This is a genomic window from Stenotrophomonas sp. LM091 (genome assembly GCF_001806305.1).
In the GTDB taxonomy this organism is placed as follows: Bacteria; Pseudomonadota; Gammaproteobacteria; order Xanthomonadales; family Xanthomonadaceae; genus Stenotrophomonas; species Stenotrophomonas bentonitica_A.
The window spans coordinates 2,953,921-2,972,379 of record NZ_CP017483.1; the positions used below are offsets into that span (position 1 = coordinate 2,953,921).

An 18,459-nucleotide genomic window follows, 5' to 3' on the forward strand; every position below is an offset into this window, starting at 1 on the left:
TCCGCGGCGGGCATGCTCAGCTGCCTTCCGCGAGCCGGGCCAGCTCGTCGGCCTGGTGTTCGTGGGTCAGGCGGCTGACCAGTGCATCCAGATCGCCGGTCAGGATGTTGGGCAGGTCGTACAGGGTCAGCCCTTCCACGCGGTGGTCGGTGATCCGGCCCTGCGGGAAGCTGTAGGTCCGGATGCGCTGGCTGCGGTCGCCACTGCCGACCTGCAGCCGGCGGCTTTCGGCCTGGGCGGCGGCCTGCTTGCTGCGTTCGGTGTCCAGCAACTGCGCTTTCAGGCGCTTCATCGCCTTGTCGCGGTTGGCGTGCTGGCTGCGCTCGGTCTGGCACTCCACCACCACGCCGGTCGGCAGGTGGGTGATGCGGATCGCCGATTCGGTCTTGTTGACGTGCTGGCCGCCGGCGCCGGAGGAGCGGTAGGTGTCTACGCGCAGGTCGGCCGGGTTGATCACCACGTCCTCCACGTCGTCTGCCTCCGGGATGATCGCCACGGTCGCCGCGGAGGTATGGATGCGCCCCTGCGACTCGGTCGCCGGCACGCGCTGCACGCGGTGCGTGCCCGATTCGAACTTCAGCCGCGAGAATGCCCCCCGGCCGACCACGCGCGCCACGACTTCCTTGTAGCCGCCATGTTCGCCGGGGTTGTCCGATTCGATCTCGACCTTCCAGCCCTGGCGCTCGGCGTAGCGGGCGTACATGCGGAACAGATCGCCGGCGAAGATCGCCGCCTCGTCACCGCCGGTACCGGCGCGCACTTCCAGGAACAGGTTGCCGTCGTCGCGCGGATCGCGCGGGACCAGCAGCAGGGCCAGTTCCTCGTCCAGCTGCTGCAGGCGCTGCTGGGCGGCCGTGATTTCCTCGTCGGCCAGCTCGCGCAGGTCCGGGTCTTCGCGCATCGCTTCGGCGGCGGCGAGATCGGCCTTGGCACGGGCTTCGTCGGCCAGCGCGTTGGCGACCGGCTCCAGCTGCGAAAACTCGCGCGAGAGCGTGCGGAAGCGGTCGTTGTCGCCGACCACGGCCGGGTCGGACAACAGGCGTTCCAGTTCTTCGCGGCGCTCGGCCAGCGCTTCCAGCTTACGGCGCAGGGTCGGCGTCATCATTCCTCGCTACATCGGTACGCACGGCAGGGTGCTGGTAACCCGGCTTGGCCGGGAACAGGCGCTCGGCGGCGCGGGTGAGTTCAGTATCGCCGCTGAGCGCGGCCGCGCGCAGGGCGGCGGTCGGCGGGTGCAGCAGGCGGTTGGTCAGGCCGTGCGCGAGCAGTTCGAGCACTTCCTCGGGTGATTTGCCATGGGCCAGGTGCTGGCGGGCTTTCTCCAGCATCTCCACGCGGGTCGCTTCGCCGTAGGCGCGCAGCTGCCGCAGCGGGGCCTGGTGCACGCTGGCCTGCAGGGTTTCCACGAACCGGGCGACCTGCAGCTCGATGATCGCTTCGGCCTCGGCCGCGGCTTCCCGGCGGCTGCGGCGGTTGTCTTCGACCGCCCGCTCCAGATCGTCCACGGTGTACAGGAAGGCATCGGCCAGTTCACCCACGCCGGCCTCGATATCGCGCGGCACGGCCAGATCGAACAGCAGCATCGGCTTGTGCTTGCGCGTCTTCAACGCGGCAGCGACGTGCGCACGGGTGATCACCGGCTCGCGCGCGGCGGTGGCCGAGAACACCACGTCGGCCTCGCCCAGGTGGCGGTCCAGTTCGCTCAATGGCAGGGCGACGCCGCCATGCCGGCTGGCCAGCTCCTGCGCATGGGCGAGGGTACGGTTGGCGATCAGCAGCCGGCGCACGCGCCCTTCGCTGAGATGGCGTGCGGCCAGTTCGATGGTCTCGCCGGCGCCGACCAGCAGCACGGTGGAATCTTCCAGCCGTGCGAACGAGTTCTGCGCCAACCGCACCGCGGTGGAGGCCACCGAGACCGGGTTGGCACCGACGCGGGTATCGGTGCGGGCGCGCTTGGCCACCGAGAAGGTCTGCTGGAACAGCCGGTCCAGGCGCTGGCCGAGCAGGCCGTGGTCGCGGGCGAGCGCCCAGGCGTCCTTCACCTGGCCCAGGATCTGCGGCTCGCCCAGCACCATGGAATCCAGCCCGGTGGCCACCCGGAACAGGTGGCGCACCGCATCGGCGTCGGCGTGCTGGTAGAGATACCCATGCAAGGTGCCGGCGTGCGACTCCAGCCACTGCGCCAGTGCATCACCGGATTCGGCCACCGCATACAGCTCGGTGCGGTTGCAGGTGGAGAGCAGGACCGCCTCGGCCACCTGCGGGGTATCGCGCAGCGACGCCAATGCCTGGGGCAGGGCGTCGCCGCCAAAGGACGCGCGTTCGCGCAGTTCCACCGGCGCGGTCTGGTGATTCAGTCCGAGCACCCACAGGGTCATTGTTCAGTTGCTTGCGATAAGCTGCTGGCCATTCAAGTCGTCATTTTAAGGCTCAGATGCCCCCGATGCCCGCATTGATTCGCATCTCCAGCGTTCTGCTGCTGTCTTTGTTCACCGCCAACGCCCTGGCCGCCCCCCCGGCAGCCCCGGCCAAAGGCAAGGACAGCACGGCCGAGGCGGTCCCCCTGGCCCCGGTCATGGCGGGCGAATTCGCCCTGCAGGCAGGCAAACTGGGCGACGCCGCGCGCTGGTACCTGCAGGCGGCCGAGGCCAGTGAAGGCGATGCCGGCCTGGCCGAGCGCGCCTCCCGGATCGCCATGCTGGCCAACGATGACAAGCGCGCCGCCCGCGCGCTGGCCCTGTGGGAGCAGCGTGCGCCGCGCTCACTGGCCATGCGCAGCAGCACCGCCGCGCTGGACATGCGCCAGAACAAGGTGAAGGCGGCCCGCACCGAACTGCAGGCCCTGCTCAAGGATCCCGATCCCACCGCCTGGAAGTTCGCGATCGGCGCCCTGATCAGCGGCGGCAGCGATCCCAAGGTGCCGGCCCAGGTGCTGGGCGAGCTGGTCGATGCCAACGCGATCCCCGACCGCCTGGAGGTCTGGCAGGAATTCGGCCGGCTGGCGATGCGCATGGAGCAGCCCGAGCTGGCCCGGCGCATGGTCGACGAGGTGGTCAAGCGCTTCCCCGATGAACCACGCGTGGCCCTGCTGCATGCCAGCCAGCTCAACCAGGCCGGCAAGACCGATGAGGCCCTGGCCCTGCTGAAGGGCGTGGAGCCCAGGACCACCCAGGACCCGGAGCTGCGCAATGCGGTCGCGATCTCCTACGACCTGATGGGCCAGCCCGCCGCCGCTGAGCGCGTGCTGGCGGTCGGCCCGCAGGACGTGCAGACCTACGGCATGCGTGCGTCGCTGCTGGCCAAGCAGAAGGACGACCCGGGCCTGCTGGCCCTGTATACCGACATCTCCCGGCAGGCGACCAAGCCGGACCCGGCCCAGCGCCTGCTGCTGGGCAAGATCGCCGAGTACCTCAAGCGCTACGAGGAAGCGGTCAACTGGTACCACAGCGTGCCCGGTGGCCCGGAGCGCGATGAGTCGCGGCTGCGGGCGGCCAATGCGCAGAACGAACTGGGCCGCACCGACAAGGCGCTGGCCGAAGTGCACGCGATCCAGTCCGATGCCACCGTCGATGACGATGCCCGCCGCGATGCCTATCTGCTCGAGGCCGAGCTGCGCCAGCGCGGCAACGACGATGCCGGTGAACTGGACGCGCTGGCCCGTGGCCTGGCCGCGTATCCGGACGAGAACGCGCTGCTGTATGCCCGCGCCCTGGCCTGGGAGCGTCGCGACGACATCCCGCGCGCCGAGGCCGACCTGCGCAAGGTGCTGATCACCGATCCGGAGAACATCGCCGCGCTCAACGCGCTCGGCTATACCTTGGCCGACCGCACGCAGCGTTATCAGGAAGCCTTGGAACTGATTGACCGCGCGCGCGTGGCCGAGCCGGACAACGCCGCCATCGTCGACAGTTACGGCTGGGTGCTGTATCGCCTGGGCCGCAACGAAGAAGCACTGGTGCAGCTGCGCCGCGCCTGGACGCTGGCCAAGGATGCGGAGATCGCCGCGCATGTGGGCGAAGTGCTGTGGGTGTTGAACAAGAAGGACGAGGCGCGCCATTTCTTTGAAGAGGCGCGCAAGCTGGACCCGGACAACCGCGCCCTGCAGCGCGTGATCGAGAAATACGGCGTATGAATCTGCTGTCCCTGAAAGCCGCGTTTGCCGCGGCCGCGGCGTTGTCGCTCTCCGCCTGTGTATCGCTGGACGAGCGCAAGGCGCCCTCCGCCCCGACCGTGGTCACCACTGTTTCGCCCGCTGCGCAGCAGGCCGAGGCCGAGCGCGTCGCCGCCGTGCGCGCCTCGCCGGCCTGGTCGTTCCAGGGCCGGGTGGCGATCAGCAAGGGCAAGAACGGTGGCAACGGCCGCATCGACTGGCAGCAGCAGGCCCAGGGGTACGTGGTCGAACTCAGTGCCCCGGTCACCCGGCAGAGCTGGAAGCTGACCGGCGACAGCCAGCACCAGGGCGGGCGCCTGGAAGGTCTGGAGGGCGGCACGCGTGAAGGCGAAGACGCCCAGCAGGTTCTGCTGGAGGCCACCGGCTGGGATATCCCGGTCAACCAGCTGCCCGAGTGGGTGCGCGGCCTGGTGGCCGACGCCGCGCCGGCGGGGCTGATCGAGCGCGACGGCGAAGGTCGTCCGCGCCGTGTGCGGCAGCTCGGGTGGGAGATCCAGTATCTGGACTGGTACCCGGCCGACGCCGGTCGTCCGGTGCTGCCGCGGCGCATCGAAGCGGTCAATGGCGACGCCAAGGTCCGTCTGGTGGTCGACAGCTGGGTGCTGGCCAGCCCATGAGTACGTTGGATGCGCGCGAGGGTTGGTCGAACTGGCCAGCCCCGGCCAAGCTGAACCTGTTCCTGCACATCACCGGCCGCCGCCCGGACGGTTACCACGCGCTGCAGACCGTGTTCCGCCTGCTCGACTGGGGTGACCGGATCCGGCTGCGGGTCCGCGATGACGGCCGGATCCGCCGCGAAGGCACCTCGGTGTCGGGGGTGGCCGAAGCCGATGATCTCGCCGTGCGCGCGGGGCTGTTGTTGCAACGTGTCGCGAACGTCGCCCAAGGTGCTGATATCGGCATCGAAAAGCATGTGCCTGCCGGCGGTGGTTTCGGGGGAGGGTCGTCCGATGCCGCCACCGTCCTGGTCGCCTTGAACCGTCTCTGGAACGCCGGCCTGGACGTGGATGCGCTGGTCGCGCTGGGTCTCCAGCTGGGCGCGGACGTGCCGGTCTTCGTGCGCGGGCACAACGCCTGGGCCGAAGGCGTGGGCGAACTGCTCACCCCCATCGCGCTGCCGCCGGCCTGGTTCGTGCTGGTCCACCCGGGCGTTCACGTGCCGACTCCCGCACTTTTCGCATCACCGGATTTGACGCGGGATGCCCCAGTGGCGAAAATAGCGGACTTCGCTTCCGGGTCTTTGCTCGGGAATGCGTTCGAGCCGGTACTGCGCCGCCGCGAGCCTGCCGTAGAGGCAGCGCTTGCAGCGTTGAGCAGTATCGGCCGGGCACGACTCACCGGGTCGGGAAGCGGTTGTTTCGTCGAATTCGCCACGCGCGCTGCTGCAGAGCAGGGCCTGGCGCAATTGCCGAAGGAACTGCAGGCATGGGTGGCTGCGGGCATGGAGCGCTCGCCACTGCTTGATGTACTCGAGCGTTACTGATTTTGATGCAGGGGCGTCGCCAAGAGGCCCAAGGCACCAGGTTTTGATCCTGGCATTCGGAGGTTCGAATCCTCCCGCCCCTGCCACTAGCGGATATCTGCCGCGACTCCATGCGCATGTCTGCGCGGGCGCGGTGCATACGCCGCGGTGTTGTCACCGCAGACACCTCCGGGTGCCAGCGGCCCAGTTCTCCGCCAATCGCTCCCGCCCGAGACCGTCATGATGCAAGAACACCCCAACCTGCTGGTATTTTCCGGCAACGCCAACAAGCGCCTTGCGCAGAGCATCTGCAAGGAACTGGGGGTGCGGCCTGGCAAGGCGTTGGTGTCGCGCTTCTCCGATGGTGAAGTGCAGGTCGAGATCGAGGAAAACGTCCGCAAGCAGGACGTGTTCGTGATCCAGCCGACCTGCGCGCCCAGCGCAGAGAACCTGATGGAACTGCTGGTCCTGATCGATGCGCTCAAGCGCGCCTCGGTCAACAGTGTCACCGCCGTGGTGCCGTATTTCGGCTACTCGCGCCAGGATCGCCGCATGCGTTCCTCGCGCGTGCCGATCACCGCCAAGGTGGCGGCAAAGATGTTCAGCGCTGTCGGGGCTGACCGGGTACTGACGGTGGATCTGCATGCCGACCAGATCCAGGGCTTCTTCGACATGCCGGTGGACAATGTGTACGCCTCGCCGCTGCTGCTCGCCGATATCTGGCGCGCCTACGGCACGGAGAACCTGATCGTGGTGTCCCCGGACGTCGGTGGTGTGGTGCGTGCGCGCGCCGTCGCCAAGCGCCTGGATGATGCCGATCTGGCGATCATCGACAAGCGCCGGCCGCGCGCCAACGTCTCCACCGTGATGAACATCATCGGTGACGTCGAAGGCAAGACCTGTGTGATGGTCGATGACATCGTCGATACCGCCGGCACCCTGTGTGCGGCTGCCGCGGCGCTGAAGGCGCGTGGCGCCCTCAAGGTTGCCGCGTACTGCACCCACGCCGTGCTCTCGGGCCCGGCAGTGGACAACATCAACAACTCCCAGCTCGATGAGCTGGTGGTGACCGACACCATCCCGCTGCGTGAAGAGGCGCGGGTGTGCAGCAAGATCCGCCAGCTCAGCGTGGCGGAAATGCTGGCCGAGACGATGCGCCGCATCGCCTTCGGTGAGTCGGTCAGCTCGCTGTACGTGGATTGATTTTTTCCGCCCGCCGGCAACGGTGGGTGGTTTCCCGGGGGCATCTGGTCGCGGATGTCTCCTCACCGCTTCGCCGCAGGGCGATGCATCAACTGGTAGTAAAACAATGTCCAAGACTCATGAAATCAAGGTCACCGCTCGTGACGTGCAGGGCAAGGGTGCGAGCCGCCGCCTGCGTCACGCCGGCGTGATCCCGGCCGTCGTGTACGGCGGCGACGTCGCTCCGATCAACATCAACCTGGACCACAACCAGATCTGGCTGGCGCAGCAGAACGAGTGGTTCTACTCGTCCATCCTGGACCTGAACCTGGACGGCCAGGTCACCAAGGTGCTGCTGCGTGACATGCAGCGCCACCCGTTCAAGCAGCTGATCATCCACCTGGATTTCCTGCGCGTGAACGAGAACGAAGCACTGACCGCCAGCGTGCCGCTGCACTTCATCAATGAAGACACCTCGGCTGCCGGCAAGGCTGCCGACGTCGTGGTCACCCACGAACTGAAGGAAGTGACCATCACCTGCCTGCCGAAGGACCTGCCGGAATCGATCGACGTCGACCTGGCCGACCTGAAGGCCGGTGACGTGATCTACCTGTCGGACATCAAGCTGCCGAAGGGCGTCGAGATCCCGGCCCTGGCCCAGGGCAAGGACCATGACGACGCGATCGTCACCGCCAAGCTCGGCAAGGAAGAAGCTGCCGACGAAGCGCCGGCTGCAGAGTAAGTGATTGCGGCGCCTGTCCTTCGGGGCAGGCGCCGTTTCTGTATGTACCGGCACAGGGCGGGTACCGACGAAGAAGAGTGATGACAGGATTGCGATTGATCGTTGGCCTGGGCAACCCCGGACCCGAGCACGCCCAGACCCGGCACAATGCCGGGTTTCGTTTCATTGACGCCCTGGTGGAACAGGCCGGCGCGCGCTGGAGCGTGGACAGCAAGTTGTTCGGCGAGACCGCCAAGGTCGACATCGCCGGCCAGCCGGTGTGGCTGCTCAAGCCCGCCACCTTCATGAACCTCAGTGGCAAATCGGTCACCGCCGCGCAGCGCTTCTGGAAGATCGAACCGGAACAAACCCTGCTGGCGCACGACGAGCTGGACCTGCCGCCCGGCGTGGCGCGGCTCAAGTTCGATGGCGGCCACGGCGGCCAGAATGGCCTGCGCGACACCATCCGCCTGCTCGGCCATGGCAGATTCCATCGCCTGCGCATCGGCATCGGCCATCCCGGCCACAAGGACCGCGTGGTCCCGTGGGTACTGGGCCGTGCCGGCAAAGACGATGATGTGCTGATCGGTCGTGCCATCGAAGATGCGATCGACGTGCTGCCGCTGGCGGTATCCGGCGATTACAGTGAGGCGATGAAGCGCCTCCACACCCCGAAATAACCACGGTGTACCGACCAACGGTCGGTACCTACCACCCCCAGAGGTTGTCAAAGATGGGTATCAAATGCGGCATCGTCGGTCTGCCCAATGTCGGCAAATCGACCCTGTTCAATGCGCTGACCAAGGCGGGCATCGCGGCGGCCAACTTCCCGTTCTGCACGATCGAACCGAACGTCGGCATCGTGCCGGTGCCCGATCCCCGTCTGAACGAGCTGGCCGCGATCATCAACCCGCAGAAGGTCATCCCGACCGCAGTGGAGTTCGTGGACATCGCCGGCCTCGTCGCCGGCGCGGCCAGCGGTGAAGGCCTGGGCAACAAGTTCCTGGCCCACATCCGCGAAGTCGATGCGATCACCCATGTGGTGCGCTGCTTCGAGAACGCCGACGTCATCCACGTCAACAACAAGGTCGACCCGCTTTCGGACATCGACACCATCGATACCGAACTGGCCCTGGCCGATCTGGACAGCGTCGAGAAGGCACTGAACCGCGCCGAGCGCGCCGCCAAGGGCGGCGACAAGGATGCGGCCGCCCGCAAGCCGGTGCTGGCCAAGCTGCAGGCCGCACTGGCCGATGGCAAGGCAGGCCGCACCGCCGGCCTGGACGAGGAAGAGAAGGCGCTGGTCCGTGACCTGTTCCTGCTGACCCTCAAGCCGGTGATGTACATCGCCAACGTGCTGGAAGACGGCTTCGAGAACAACCCGCACCTGGATGCCGTGCGCGCCCGTGCCGCCGAAGAAGGTGCGCAGGTGGTGCCGGTGTCGGCGGCGATCGAAGAAGAGCTGTCGCAGCTGGATGACGAAGACCGCGATACCTTCCTGGCCGATCTCGGCCTGACCGAGCCGGGTCTGAACCGCGTGATCAATGCGGCCTACAGCCTGCTCGGCCTGCAGACCTACTTCACTGCCGGTGTGAAGGAAGTCCGCGCATGGACCGTACGCAAGGGCGCCACCGCCCCGCAGGCCGCTGCCGTGATCCACACCGACTTCGAGAAGGGCTTCATCCGCGCCGAAACCATCGCGTATGACGACTTCATCAAGTACAAGGGCGAAGCCGGTGCCAAGGAAGCCGGTCGCCTGCGCCTGGAAGGCAAAGAATACCGCGTCCAGGAAGGCGACATCCTGCACTTCCGCTTCAACGTCTGAGTCGCTCGCACGTTGATGCCCGCAACGCCCCGCCCCGCGCGGGGCGTTTGCGTTTCCGGCGCGCGTGATCCGCGCCTCTGGACGGGCTGGACAAAAAATGACCAGGCCTTGAAACGCTTGCCTGGTATGCCTCCGGCTCACTTGTCCACAACAAACTCCCACGCCTCTCCACGTACCGTGTGGAAAACCCCTGGGCGCTAGTGCCAGCCGCTGGCCGGCACCCCGTCAGACCCGCCCGCAAGCGATGTGGACAATTTCTGACCACCACTGAAAACCGTTGCAGTGCATCGCTCACCCGGGGTTGTCCACAGCAAACCCCCATCGCTTTCCACGGTGTGTGTGGAAAACCGCGATCCGCGGCTGGACAAAATATCGCCACGCTCTGAAGGCGTTGCGCGGCATGGCTCGCATGCACTTGTCCACACCAAACCCCCATGGGTTTCCACGGGGTGTGTGGAGAACACGAAGGGCGTCCCGCAGAAACCGGGCTTACAGCGCCGTACCACCAAACTTGTGCGTGTACTGCAGGTTGATCGTGCGGCCCACCGTGTCGAACCAGGAGACGTCGTAGTACGGATACGGCGTATAGGTCGCGTCCTTCGGCGGCGTCTTGTTGGCGATGTTGACCACCGACAGCGACAGGCGCGAATGATCATCGAAGCGGTACTGCAGCGACACGTTGTAACGGTACGTGGCGCCGATCCACGGGCTGTCGCCGCTGTCCGGATCGAAGCTCTGGTCGTAGCTGTCGTAAGTCGGCAGCCTGCCCAGGCGCGAGCCATACAGCGTGGCCGACCACGCCGCGTTCTCCCAGGTCACGCTCGCGCTGGTCTTGGTGCGCGGGATATCGAAACCGCTGTTGACCGCGAACTGGTCTTCGACCACATCGCCCTCGAACTGCTGGAAATCGTGCGTCTTCACCCAGGTGTGGTTGCCGCTGAAGATGAAGTCGCCGATCCCGGTGCCCAGGCGGTAGCGCAGGCCCACATCGATGCCGCGCGTGGTTTCGCGCGCGATGTTGATCGGGCTCACATGCACGCCGTAGAGGCGGCCATCGCTGGTGCGGGTGACCCGGCTGATCGCATCCACGCAGGTCGGCGATGCCGCATCGGCGCCGCCCAGGCGGCAGGCCGCCTCATCGCGCAGGATCGTGCTCACGTCCATGTCCTGCACCTGGTCGCGCATGTCGATGTCGAACCAGTCCACCGACAGGTCCAGCCCCAGTGCAGGCGACCACACAACGCCGGCACTCCACGAGGTGCTGGTTTCCGGATCCAGCCTGCGGTTGCCCTCGCGCGTGCGGATCAGGTTCTCTTCGTAGTCCGAGCAGTCATCGCCACCGTCCACCGCGCAGGTGTAATAGTCGTTGGCACTGGTTTCGTCGTTGCCCGGGCCGGCATACACGTAATGCAGGTCCGGCGCGCGGAAGGCGGTGCCGTAGGAGCCGCGCACCAGCAGGGTCTCGATCGGGCGCCATTCCAGGCCACCGCTCCAGGTCGCCTTGCCGATCGTGTTGCCCGAGTAGCGGTACTGGTCGAAGCGGCCGGCCACGCTGAGGTTGAACGTGTCGTGCAGCGGCAGGCGCAGCTCGGTCGCGGTCGCCCAGCGGTTGCGGCTGCCGTGGCCGTCCGAGTCCTTCCAGCTGTAGTAGTAGTACTGCGTCGCCAGCGGGTCCGGATTCAGCGCGTAGGACTGGTTGCCGAACTCGGCCGTCGCCGCGAAGCCGGCCTTGCCGCCCGGCAGCTCGAACAGCTCGCCGTTGGTCAGGGTCAGCGCGGCGGTATCGGTGCGCGACTTCGGCGTATAGGTGGTGCGCGCGGCGATCGAGTCGTACTCGCTGCGGCTCAGCGGCCGGTACAGGCGCGCCGGGTCGGCGTTGAACACCGGGAACACGTTGTCATCGTCATCGGTGTACTCGCCCAGCTGCTCGCCCAGGAACAGGGCATTGGCCCTGGCGGCGATGATCTGCGGCCAGCGGATGCGGGACTGGTACTGCGAGTGGCTCAACGAGGCCTCGTATTCCCAGTCCGCGCCGAGCGCGCCCTTGAAGCCAGTGGTCACGCTGAAGGTCTTCTGCGTGCTGCGCACCATGCCGTTGTTGAGCCCGCCCATTTCTTCCGGGGAGAACTGGCGCTGCCAGAACTCCACCTGGTCGGTGGCCTGGTTGTAGAAGTAGCCGTCCTCGTTGCCATCGGCAGCCATGCGGCCCCACTGGGTCACATCGCGCATCAGCGCCAGGTCGTGGTAGCCCATCTGCACATCGGCGAACCATTCGGCGCCATTGTCGAAGGCATAGCGCAGCGAGGCGTAGCCGTTGGCGCCGCGGCGCTTGCTGAGGATCGTGCCGTAGCCGATCGACCGGTCGCTGCCGCAGTAGAAGCCGTAGCGCGCACGCTCGGCGTACCGGGTGCTGCCGTTGTTCTGGCCGGCCAGCGCATCGCAGGTGGCCTGGCCCGGATCGAGGTAGTCGTCGTTGTAGTCGGTGCGCAGGTAGGCGCGGCGCGCGGCGCGGGCGCTCTCGGTGGGCGCGTCGAGGGTGGAATCCTGCTGGCTGCGCTCATACGCCCACAACGGCGTCTGCGACTGCAGTTCCAGGCTGTAGACCGCGCTGAAACGGCCCGCATCGAAACCGCTGGCGATGCTCATGTCGAAGGACTCACCGCCACCTTCGCTGGTGGTGCCCATGCGCATGTCCACCGTGGTGCCATCGACCTGCTTCTTCAGGATGAAGTTGACCACCCCGGCGATCGCGTCCGAGCCGTAGATCGCCGAGGCGCTGCCGGTCAGCACTTCGATGCGCTCGATCATCCCGATCGGGATGTTGGAGACATCGGTGAAGTTGCTGCGGCCCTGGAACGGCATCGGGAAATCGGCGATGCGGCGGCCGTTGACCAGCACCAGCGTGTGGTTGGGGCCGAGGCCGCGCAGGTCGACCTGCTGCGCGCCGGGCGAGAAATCAGCGCCGCTGGAGGACTGCTGGCTCTGGGTCTCACCGCCGTTCTGGGTCATCGACCGCAGCACGTCGGGCACGCTGGTGAAGCCGCTGGCCTGGATCTGCTCGGCGGTGATGACGGTCACGGGCGCCGGCCCTTCTACCTGCGCGCGTGGAATGCGCGAGCCGGTGACCTGCACCGTATCCAGTTGCTGCACCCCGGGGGCGGGCGTCTGGGCACCCGCGGTCGCGGCCACACCCATCAACGCCAGCTGGATCGACCACGCCATCGCCTGTTTACGCATGAGAATTCTCGAGAAGAAAGTGTCGGCCTCGAGGGAGGCCTGTCCCCCATTCACATTTCGCGAATGGACGGCGCGCATTTAACGCCTTTTTTACGGGGTTGACCACTGCCAGTTTCTCTGGCAAAGAGTGGAAGCGCTTACACCCTCGTTTCATTCAGGGAGGTCAACGTGCACAAGGGTTTCCGGCCGCTCCACGCCTTCCTGTCGCTGCTGCTGGCAGCGCTCTCGATGCCCGGCCACGCGCAGGGGGTGCGCAGCCTGCAGGAGCCGGGCTATCGCTATTACGAGATAGGTGCGGTGGGCGCGCCCCGGGCAGCCCGCACCGAGCCGGCGATGATGCTGATGGGCGGCGGCGAGTGGGTGCCCGCCGCCTTCCAATGGTGGCTGGGGCGCGCCGGCCATGGCCGGGTGGTGATCCTGCGCGCTTCCGGCGCCGATGAGTTGCAGAACCGCCTGTACCGGGACGTCGGCGGGGCGGTCTCGGTCCAGACCCTGGTGTTCAACAGCCGGCGTGCAGCCGATGATCCCGCGGTGCTGGGCGTGATCGCCGCCGCCGATGCGATCTTCATCGCCGGCGGCGACCAGTCGCGCTATATCCGTTTCTGGAAAGGCACGGCGGTGAACGAGGCACTCAACGCACATGTACGTGCTGGCCGGCCGATCGCCGGCACCAGCGCCGGGCTCGCCATACTGGGCGGCTACAGCTATGGCGCGCTGGATGGTGGCAGCGTCACCTCCCGTCGTGCCCTGCGCGACCCCATGGGCAGCGCGGTGACCCTGGACAGTGATTTCCTGGCCATGCCGTACCTGGCCAACGTGGTCACCGATACCCATTTCGGCAAGCGCGACCGGCTCGGGCGCCTGATCGTGTTCGTGGCCCGGGCGGCACAGCGCAGCGGGCAGCAGGACATGGTCGGCCTGGGCGTGGACGAGGACACCGCGCTGTGCGTGGAGGCGGACGGCACCGGCCAGGTGTTCAGTCGGGACGGCGGCTACGCCTGGCTGGTGATGCCGCAGCGCGCCGCCGATCGCCTGCGCGGCGGCAGCCCGCTGGAGTTCCGCGCCATTCCGGTGACCGGGGTGGGGGAGGGCAGCCGCCTGCATCTGGATGGCTTCCGGGTGGACGATGCCGCCTTCCGGATGACGGCCGATATCCGGGAAGGCCGCCTGCAGTTGCACCCGTAGATCCACGCACGCCAGGGGCTGTGCGGGCGCTGTCGCGTGGGGGTCACGCGCGCGGGTGATCCGTGGCGCATGCCATGATGCAGGCACCTCCGATCCGAGTGCGTTGCCCATGTCCCGTCCACGCGCATTGCTGCTGTCCCTGTGTCTGCTGAGCCCGTTTGTCCATGCCGCCGAACCGGTGCTGGTCATCCATGGCGGCGCCGGCGTGGAGCGCAGGGATCTCTCGCCGGCCGAGGAAAAGGCGGCGCGCGCGGCCCTGCAGCACGCCCTGGTGAAGGGGCATGCCGCCCTGGCCGCCGGGAAGCCGGCGCTGGAGGCCGTGACCGCGGCGATCACCGTGCTCGAGGACGACCCCACCTTCAATGCAGGCAGGGGCGCGGTGTTCACCCACGATGGCCGCAACGAACTGGATGCCTCGCTGATGGATGGCGCCACCCTCAAGGCCGGCGCGGTGGCCGGCGTGCAGCGCGTGCGCAACCCGATCCTGCTGGCCGAGGCCGTGATGCAGCATTCCCCGCACGTGATGATGGTCGGGCAGGGCGCCGAAGCCTTCGCCACGGGCCAGGGCATTACCCTGGTGGACCCGTCGTACTTCCGCACCGACAAGCGCTGGCAGCAGCTGCAGAAGGCCCTCAAGGAAGAAGCCAGCGGCCAGGCCCATGCGGATCTGGAAACGGCGCGCCACTTCGGCACGGTGGGTGCGGTCGCACTCGACAAGGACGGCAGGCTCGCTGCAGGAACCTCCACCGGGGGCATGACGAACAAGCGCTACGGGCGTGTCGGCGATTCGCCGATCATCGGTGCCGGCACCTATGCCGATGCCGGTTGTGCGGTATCGGGCACGGGCTGGGGCGAGTACTACATCCGCACCGCGGCCGCGCACGATATCTGCGCGCGCATGCGCTACCTCAAGCAGGGCCCGGAGGAGGCGGGACGCGCGGTGATCAACGAGCGCATTCCCGCGCTCGGGGGCGATGGCGGTGCGATCGTGCTCGCGGCCGACGGCCGCGTGGCGACACCGTTCAACACGCAGGGCATGTATCGCGGCTGGATCGGCGCCGATGGCGTGCCGCATGTGGCGATCTTCGCCAGCGAAACCCTGCCGTTACCGGGCCAATAGCCTGTCCCGGCAAGGCAATTCGAAATTCGTGTGAAAAAATTCAAAAAGGTTGTTGACAGAACCCCCGTTTATCCCCAAAATTCACGGCTCTTCCACCCCACACCGAAAACGCTTCGGCGCCACGGGACAGGGTGGTAAGGAGGGATACCCAAGCGGCCAACGGGGGCAGACTGTAAATCTGCTGGCTTACGCCTTCGGTGGTTCGAATCCACCTCCCTCCACCAGTTTCATGTTGTGGCAAGAGCTTCCGATGCGGGAGTAGTTCAATGGTAGAACCTCAGCCTTCCAAGCTGATGGTGCGGGTTCGATCCCCGTCTCCCGCTCCATTGAATGAATTTGAATATATTCAAATTCGTGCCATAATACAAAACTCGCTCACGTAGCTCAGTCGGTAGAGCACCTCCTTGGTAAGGAGGAGGTCGAAGGTTCGATTCCTTTCGTGAGCACCATCTAAGTGCTACCAATTCAGACGATTTCGAGATAAGCAGCCATGGCCAAGGGTAAGTTCGAGCGCACCAAGCCGCACGTCAATGTCGGCACCATCGGTCACGTTGACCACGGCAAGACCACGCTGACCGCCGCACTGACCAAGATCGGTGCCGAGCGCTTTGGCGGTGAGTTCAAGGACTACTCCGCGATCGACGCCGCGCCGGAAGAAAAGGCGCGTGGCATCACGATCTCGACCGCGCACGTCGAATACGAATCCACCGTTCGTCACTACGCCCACGTCGATTGCCCGGGCCATGCTGACTACGTCAAGAACATGATCACCGGTGCTGCCCAGATGGATGGCGCGATCCTGGTCTGCTCCGCTGCTGACGGCCCGATGCCGCAGACCCGCGAGCACATCCTGCTGTCGCGTCAGGTCGGCGTGCCGTACATCGTCGTCTTCCTGAACAAGGCAGACATGGTCGATGACGCCGAGCTGCTGGAACTGGTTGAAATGGAAGTCCGCGAGCTGCTGAGCAAGTACGACTTCCCGGGCGACGACACCCCGATCATCTCGGGTTCGGCCCGCCTGGCGCTGGAAGGCGACCAGAGCGAGATCGGCGTGCCGGCCGTGATCAAGCTGGTCGAAGCTCTCGACAGCTGGATCCCGACCCCGGAGCGTGACGTCGACAAGCCCTTCCTGATGCCGGTGGAAGACGTGTTCTCGATCTCGGGCCGCGGCACCGTGGTGACCGGTCGTATCGAGCGCGGCGTGATCAAGGTCGGCGAAGAAATCGAAATCGTCGGTATCCGTCCGGTCCAGAAGACCACCGTGACCGGCGTGGAAATGTTCCGCAAGCTGCTGGACCAGGGTCAGGCAGGTGACAACGCCGGTCTGCTGCTGCGCGGCACCAAGCGTGACGACGTCGAGCGTGGCCAGGTCCTGGCCAAGCCGGGTTCGATCAAGCCGCACACCAAGTTCGACGCCGAAGTCTACGTCCTGTCCAAGGATGAAGGCGGCCGCCACACCCCGTTCTTCAAGGGCTACCGTCCGCAGTTCTACTTCCGTACCACCGACATCACCGGCGCTTGCGAACTGCCGGAAGGTGTGGAAATGGTGATGCCGGGCGACAACGTGAAGATGGTTGTCACCCTGATCAACCCGGTGGCAATGGACGAAGGCCTGCGCTTCGCCATCCGTGAAGGCGGTCGTACCGTCGGCGCCGGCGTGGTCTCCAAGATCCTCGAGTAACAGCGTTATACCGGCGGTTGCATTGCGCTGCCGGTCTCGCGAGTGGCGGGCCGGGAACCTCGGTCCGCCTTCGCCGTCTTAGGGAAGGCAAGTTTTTTCAGTACGCCAGTAGCTCAATTGGCAGAGCAGCGGTCTCCAAAACCGCAGGTTGGGGGTTCGAGTCCCTCCTGGCGTGCCACTTCTCCCTTCCAGCGGCTATGCCGCCACAGCAGCCAGAGCCGGATGAACAGCAAGATCGAGCATTCCAAAGACAACGCCTCCACTGGAGGTGACATCGTCAAGTACGCCGCCGCAGCGATCCTCGTGCTGGCGGGTCTTTTTGCTTGGTATTGGTTCGGTGCTCCTGAGCACGCCTCACAGAGTGCATGGGCCGGTCCGCTTCGCGGTCTGGCCGTTGTCGTTGGCCTGGTGGCCGGCCTCGGCGTGTTCCTGCTGACCGGCAAGGGTCGCGACACGCGGGAATTCCTTTCCGAATCGCGTTTCGAACTGCGCAAGGTGGTCTGGCCGACGCGCCAGGAAGCCATTCGCATGACCTGGGTGGTGATCGTCGTGGTGATCATCCTCAGCCTGCTGCTGGGCGGATTTGACTTCGTGATTCAGAAATTGACCCAGTGGTTCCTGGGTCGATAAGGAGAAACCAGTGAAGCGTTGGTACGTCGTTCACGCCTATTCGGGCTTCGAAAAGTCGGTGGCGCAGGCTCTGCGCGATCGCATCGTGCGTGACGAGATGCAGGAGCGCTTCGGTGACGTCCTGGTCCCGACCGAGGAAGTGGTTGAAATGCGCGCCGGCCAGAAGCGCCGTTCCGAGCGCAAGTTCTTCCCGGGTTACGTGCTGGTCCAGATCGAGACCCACGAAGAAAACGGCATTCCGCGCATCGACAACGAAAGCTGGCACCTTGTGAAGGATACGTCCAAGGTGATGGGCTTCATCGGCGGCACCGCCGACCGTCCGTTGCCGATCCGTGACGAGGAAGCTGCCGCCATCCTGGACCGCGTTCAGGAAGGTGTCGAAAAGCCGCGTCCGAAGGTGCTGTTCGAGCCGGGCCAGATGGTCCGCGTCACCGAAGGCCCGTTCAACGATTTCAACGGCGTGGTCGAGGAAGTCAACTACGAGAAGAGCCGTCTGCGCGTCTCGGTGCTGATCTTCGGTCGTGCCACCCCGGTCGAGCTCGAGTTCGGCCAGGTCGAAAAGGCCGTCTGAGCCTGAGGGCAGTGGGTTCCGGGCGGCCGCCCGGAACCTGAACAGCCCGGTACCCTCTGCCATGCGGCAGGGGAAGAAAAAACCTGATATAGTGCGCGGCTTCCTGCCAGGAAGCTGGCAAAAAGCAAGGGCCGCCGCAAGGTGGCCTTCTGCGTGAATTCAAAACGCGATGCCGGGACGCGTGATTCCCGGTCCGATGGGGAGCCTGTTGTCGCAAGGCGCTAGCACCCGGAGAGCATACTCATGGCAAAGAAAGTTGTCGGTTATATCAAGCTGCAGGTGAAGGCCGGTCAGGCCAACCCCTCGCCGCCGGTCGGTCCTGCGCTGGGTCAGCGTGGCCTGAACATCATGGAATTCTGCAAGGCCTTCAATGCCGCCACGCAGAAGCTGGAGCCGGGTCTGCCGGTGCCGGTCATCATCACGGCCTACTCGGACCGTACCTTCACCTTCATCACCAAGAGCACCCCGGCTGCCGTGCTGCTCAAGAAGGCTGCAGGCATCTCGTCGGGCTCCAAGCGTCCGAACACCGAGAAGGTGGGCAAGGTGACCCGCAAGCAGCTCGAAGAGATCGCCAAGACCAAGGAAGCAGACCTGACGGCTGCCGATCTGGATGCCGCGGTGCGCACCATCGCCGGTTCTGCCCGTTCCATGGGCCTCGTGGTAGAGGGTTAAGA

16 protein-coding genes and 5 tRNA genes are annotated in these 18,459 nt (G+C 66.0%); 18 read left to right on the forward strand and 3 right to left on the reverse strand.

The window, feature by feature from the left end:
* Positions 1-16: 16 nt before the first annotated feature.
* Complete coding sequence (prfA, locus tag BIZ42_RS12880; protein WP_019186101.1) at positions 17-1,102, reverse strand: peptide chain release factor 1; 1,086 nt, start codon at positions 1,100-1,102, stop codon at positions 17-19.
* A complete protein-coding gene (gene hemA, locus BIZ42_RS12885) occupies positions 1,080-2,378 on the reverse strand; it encodes a glutamyl-tRNA reductase (RefSeq protein ID WP_070426680.1) in 1,299 nt (432 codons plus the stop codon). Before hemA ends, prfA begins: the two co-directional genes overlap by 23 nt.
* A gap of 65 nt (positions 2,379-2,443) precedes the next feature.
* Here hemA and BIZ42_RS12890 point away from each other — a divergent pair, with 65 nt between their 5' ends.
* The 8 genes from BIZ42_RS12890 (at position 2,444) to ychF (ending at position 9,361) form a co-directional block, all read left to right on the forward strand.
* The gene (locus BIZ42_RS12890; protein WP_172838050.1) at positions 2,444-4,132 is read left to right on the forward strand and encodes a tetratricopeptide repeat protein; all 1,689 of its coding nucleotides are present in this window, start codon (positions 2,444-2,446) and stop codon (positions 4,130-4,132) included.
* Positions 4,129-4,788: a lipoprotein insertase outer membrane protein LolB gene (lolB, locus tag BIZ42_RS12895; RefSeq protein WP_070426682.1), complete on the forward strand. Its 660-nt coding sequence runs from the start codon at positions 4,129-4,131 to the stop codon at positions 4,786-4,788. Before BIZ42_RS12890 ends, lolB begins: the two co-directional genes overlap by 4 nt.
* Entirely contained in the window at positions 4,785-5,654 is an 870-nt protein-coding gene (ispE, locus tag BIZ42_RS12900) for a 4-(cytidine 5'-diphospho)-2-C-methyl-D-erythritol kinase (RefSeq protein WP_070426683.1), read from the forward strand. The genes lolB and ispE overlap by 4 nt, the downstream gene beginning before the upstream one ends.
* A gap of 9 nt (positions 5,655-5,663) precedes the next feature.
* Positions 5,664-5,740: transfer RNA gene (locus BIZ42_RS12905), tRNA-Gln, on the forward strand.
* A gap of 136 nt (positions 5,741-5,876) precedes the next feature.
* Positions 5,877-6,836, forward strand: a complete 960-nt coding sequence (locus BIZ42_RS12910) for a ribose-phosphate diphosphokinase (protein ID WP_026070235.1) — start codon at positions 5,877-5,879, stop codon at positions 6,834-6,836.
* Positions 6,837-6,942: 106 nt separating this feature from the next.
* Positions 6,943-7,557 carry a 50S ribosomal protein L25/general stress protein Ctc gene (locus tag BIZ42_RS12915; protein WP_070426684.1) on the forward strand — a complete coding sequence of 205 codons (615 nt, stop codon included), beginning with the start codon at positions 6,943-6,945 and terminating at the stop codon, positions 7,555-7,557.
* Positions 7,558-7,637: 80 nt separating this feature from the next.
* Positions 7,638-8,216, forward strand: a complete 579-nt coding sequence (gene pth / locus BIZ42_RS12920) for an aminoacyl-tRNA hydrolase (RefSeq protein WP_019186108.1) — start codon at positions 7,638-7,640, stop codon at positions 8,214-8,216.
* Between the two features lie 53 nt (positions 8,217-8,269).
* A complete protein-coding gene (gene ychF / locus BIZ42_RS12925; protein WP_019186109.1) occupies positions 8,270-9,361 on the forward strand; it encodes a redox-regulated ATPase YchF in 1,092 nt (363 codons plus the stop codon).
* A gap of 489 nt (positions 9,362-9,850) precedes the next feature.
* On the opposite strand, the gene BIZ42_RS12930 is transcribed toward ychF, so the two are convergent.
* Positions 9,851-12,598: a TonB-dependent receptor gene (locus BIZ42_RS12930; RefSeq protein WP_070426685.1), complete on the reverse strand. Its 2,748-nt coding sequence runs from the start codon at positions 12,596-12,598 to the stop codon at positions 9,851-9,853.
* Positions 12,599-12,826: 228 nt separating this feature from the next.
* On the opposite strand from BIZ42_RS12930, the gene BIZ42_RS12935 reads away from it, so the two are divergent.
* From BIZ42_RS12935 to rplK, 10 genes are all read left to right on the forward strand, one after another.
* Positions 12,827-13,783 (forward strand): cyanophycinase, encoded by a 957-nt coding sequence (locus BIZ42_RS12935; RefSeq protein WP_237393599.1) that lies wholly within the window; start codon positions 12,827-12,829, stop codon positions 13,781-13,783.
* Positions 13,784-13,892: 109 nt separating this feature from the next.
* The gene (locus tag BIZ42_RS12940; RefSeq protein ID WP_070426687.1) at positions 13,893-14,903 is read left to right on the forward strand and encodes an isoaspartyl peptidase/L-asparaginase; all 1,011 of its coding nucleotides are present in this window, start codon (positions 13,893-13,895) and stop codon (positions 14,901-14,903) included.
* Positions 14,904-15,041: 138 nt separating this feature from the next.
* Positions 15,042-15,127, forward strand: a tRNA-Tyr gene (locus BIZ42_RS12945).
* 28 nt (positions 15,128-15,155) lie between these two features.
* Positions 15,156-15,229, forward strand: a tRNA-Gly gene (locus BIZ42_RS12950).
* Positions 15,230-15,276: 47 nt separating this feature from the next.
* A tRNA-Thr gene (locus BIZ42_RS12955) sits at positions 15,277-15,352 on the forward strand.
* A gap of 41 nt (positions 15,353-15,393) precedes the next feature.
* Positions 15,394-16,584, forward strand: a complete 1,191-nt coding sequence (tuf, locus tag BIZ42_RS12960) for an elongation factor Tu (protein ID WP_019186113.1) — start codon at positions 15,394-15,396, stop codon at positions 16,582-16,584.
* A 102-nt stretch (positions 16,585-16,686) separates the two neighbouring features.
* Positions 16,687-16,762 (forward strand) — tRNA-Trp (locus BIZ42_RS12965).
* A gap of 44 nt (positions 16,763-16,806) precedes the next feature.
* Positions 16,807-17,214, forward strand: coding sequence for a preprotein translocase subunit SecE (gene secE / locus BIZ42_RS12970; RefSeq protein WP_019186114.1), 408 nt, complete (start codon positions 16,807-16,809; stop codon positions 17,212-17,214).
* A gap of 10 nt (positions 17,215-17,224) precedes the next feature.
* Positions 17,225-17,785 carry a transcription termination/antitermination protein NusG gene (gene nusG, locus BIZ42_RS12975; protein WP_019186115.1) on the forward strand — a complete coding sequence of 187 codons (561 nt, stop codon included), beginning with the start codon at positions 17,225-17,227 and terminating at the stop codon, positions 17,783-17,785.
* A 243-nt stretch (positions 17,786-18,028) separates the two neighbouring features.
* Positions 18,029-18,457, forward strand: a complete 429-nt coding sequence (rplK, locus tag BIZ42_RS12980; protein WP_019186116.1) for a 50S ribosomal protein L11 — start codon at positions 18,029-18,031, stop codon at positions 18,455-18,457.
* Positions 18,458-18,459: the final 2 nt, after the last annotated feature.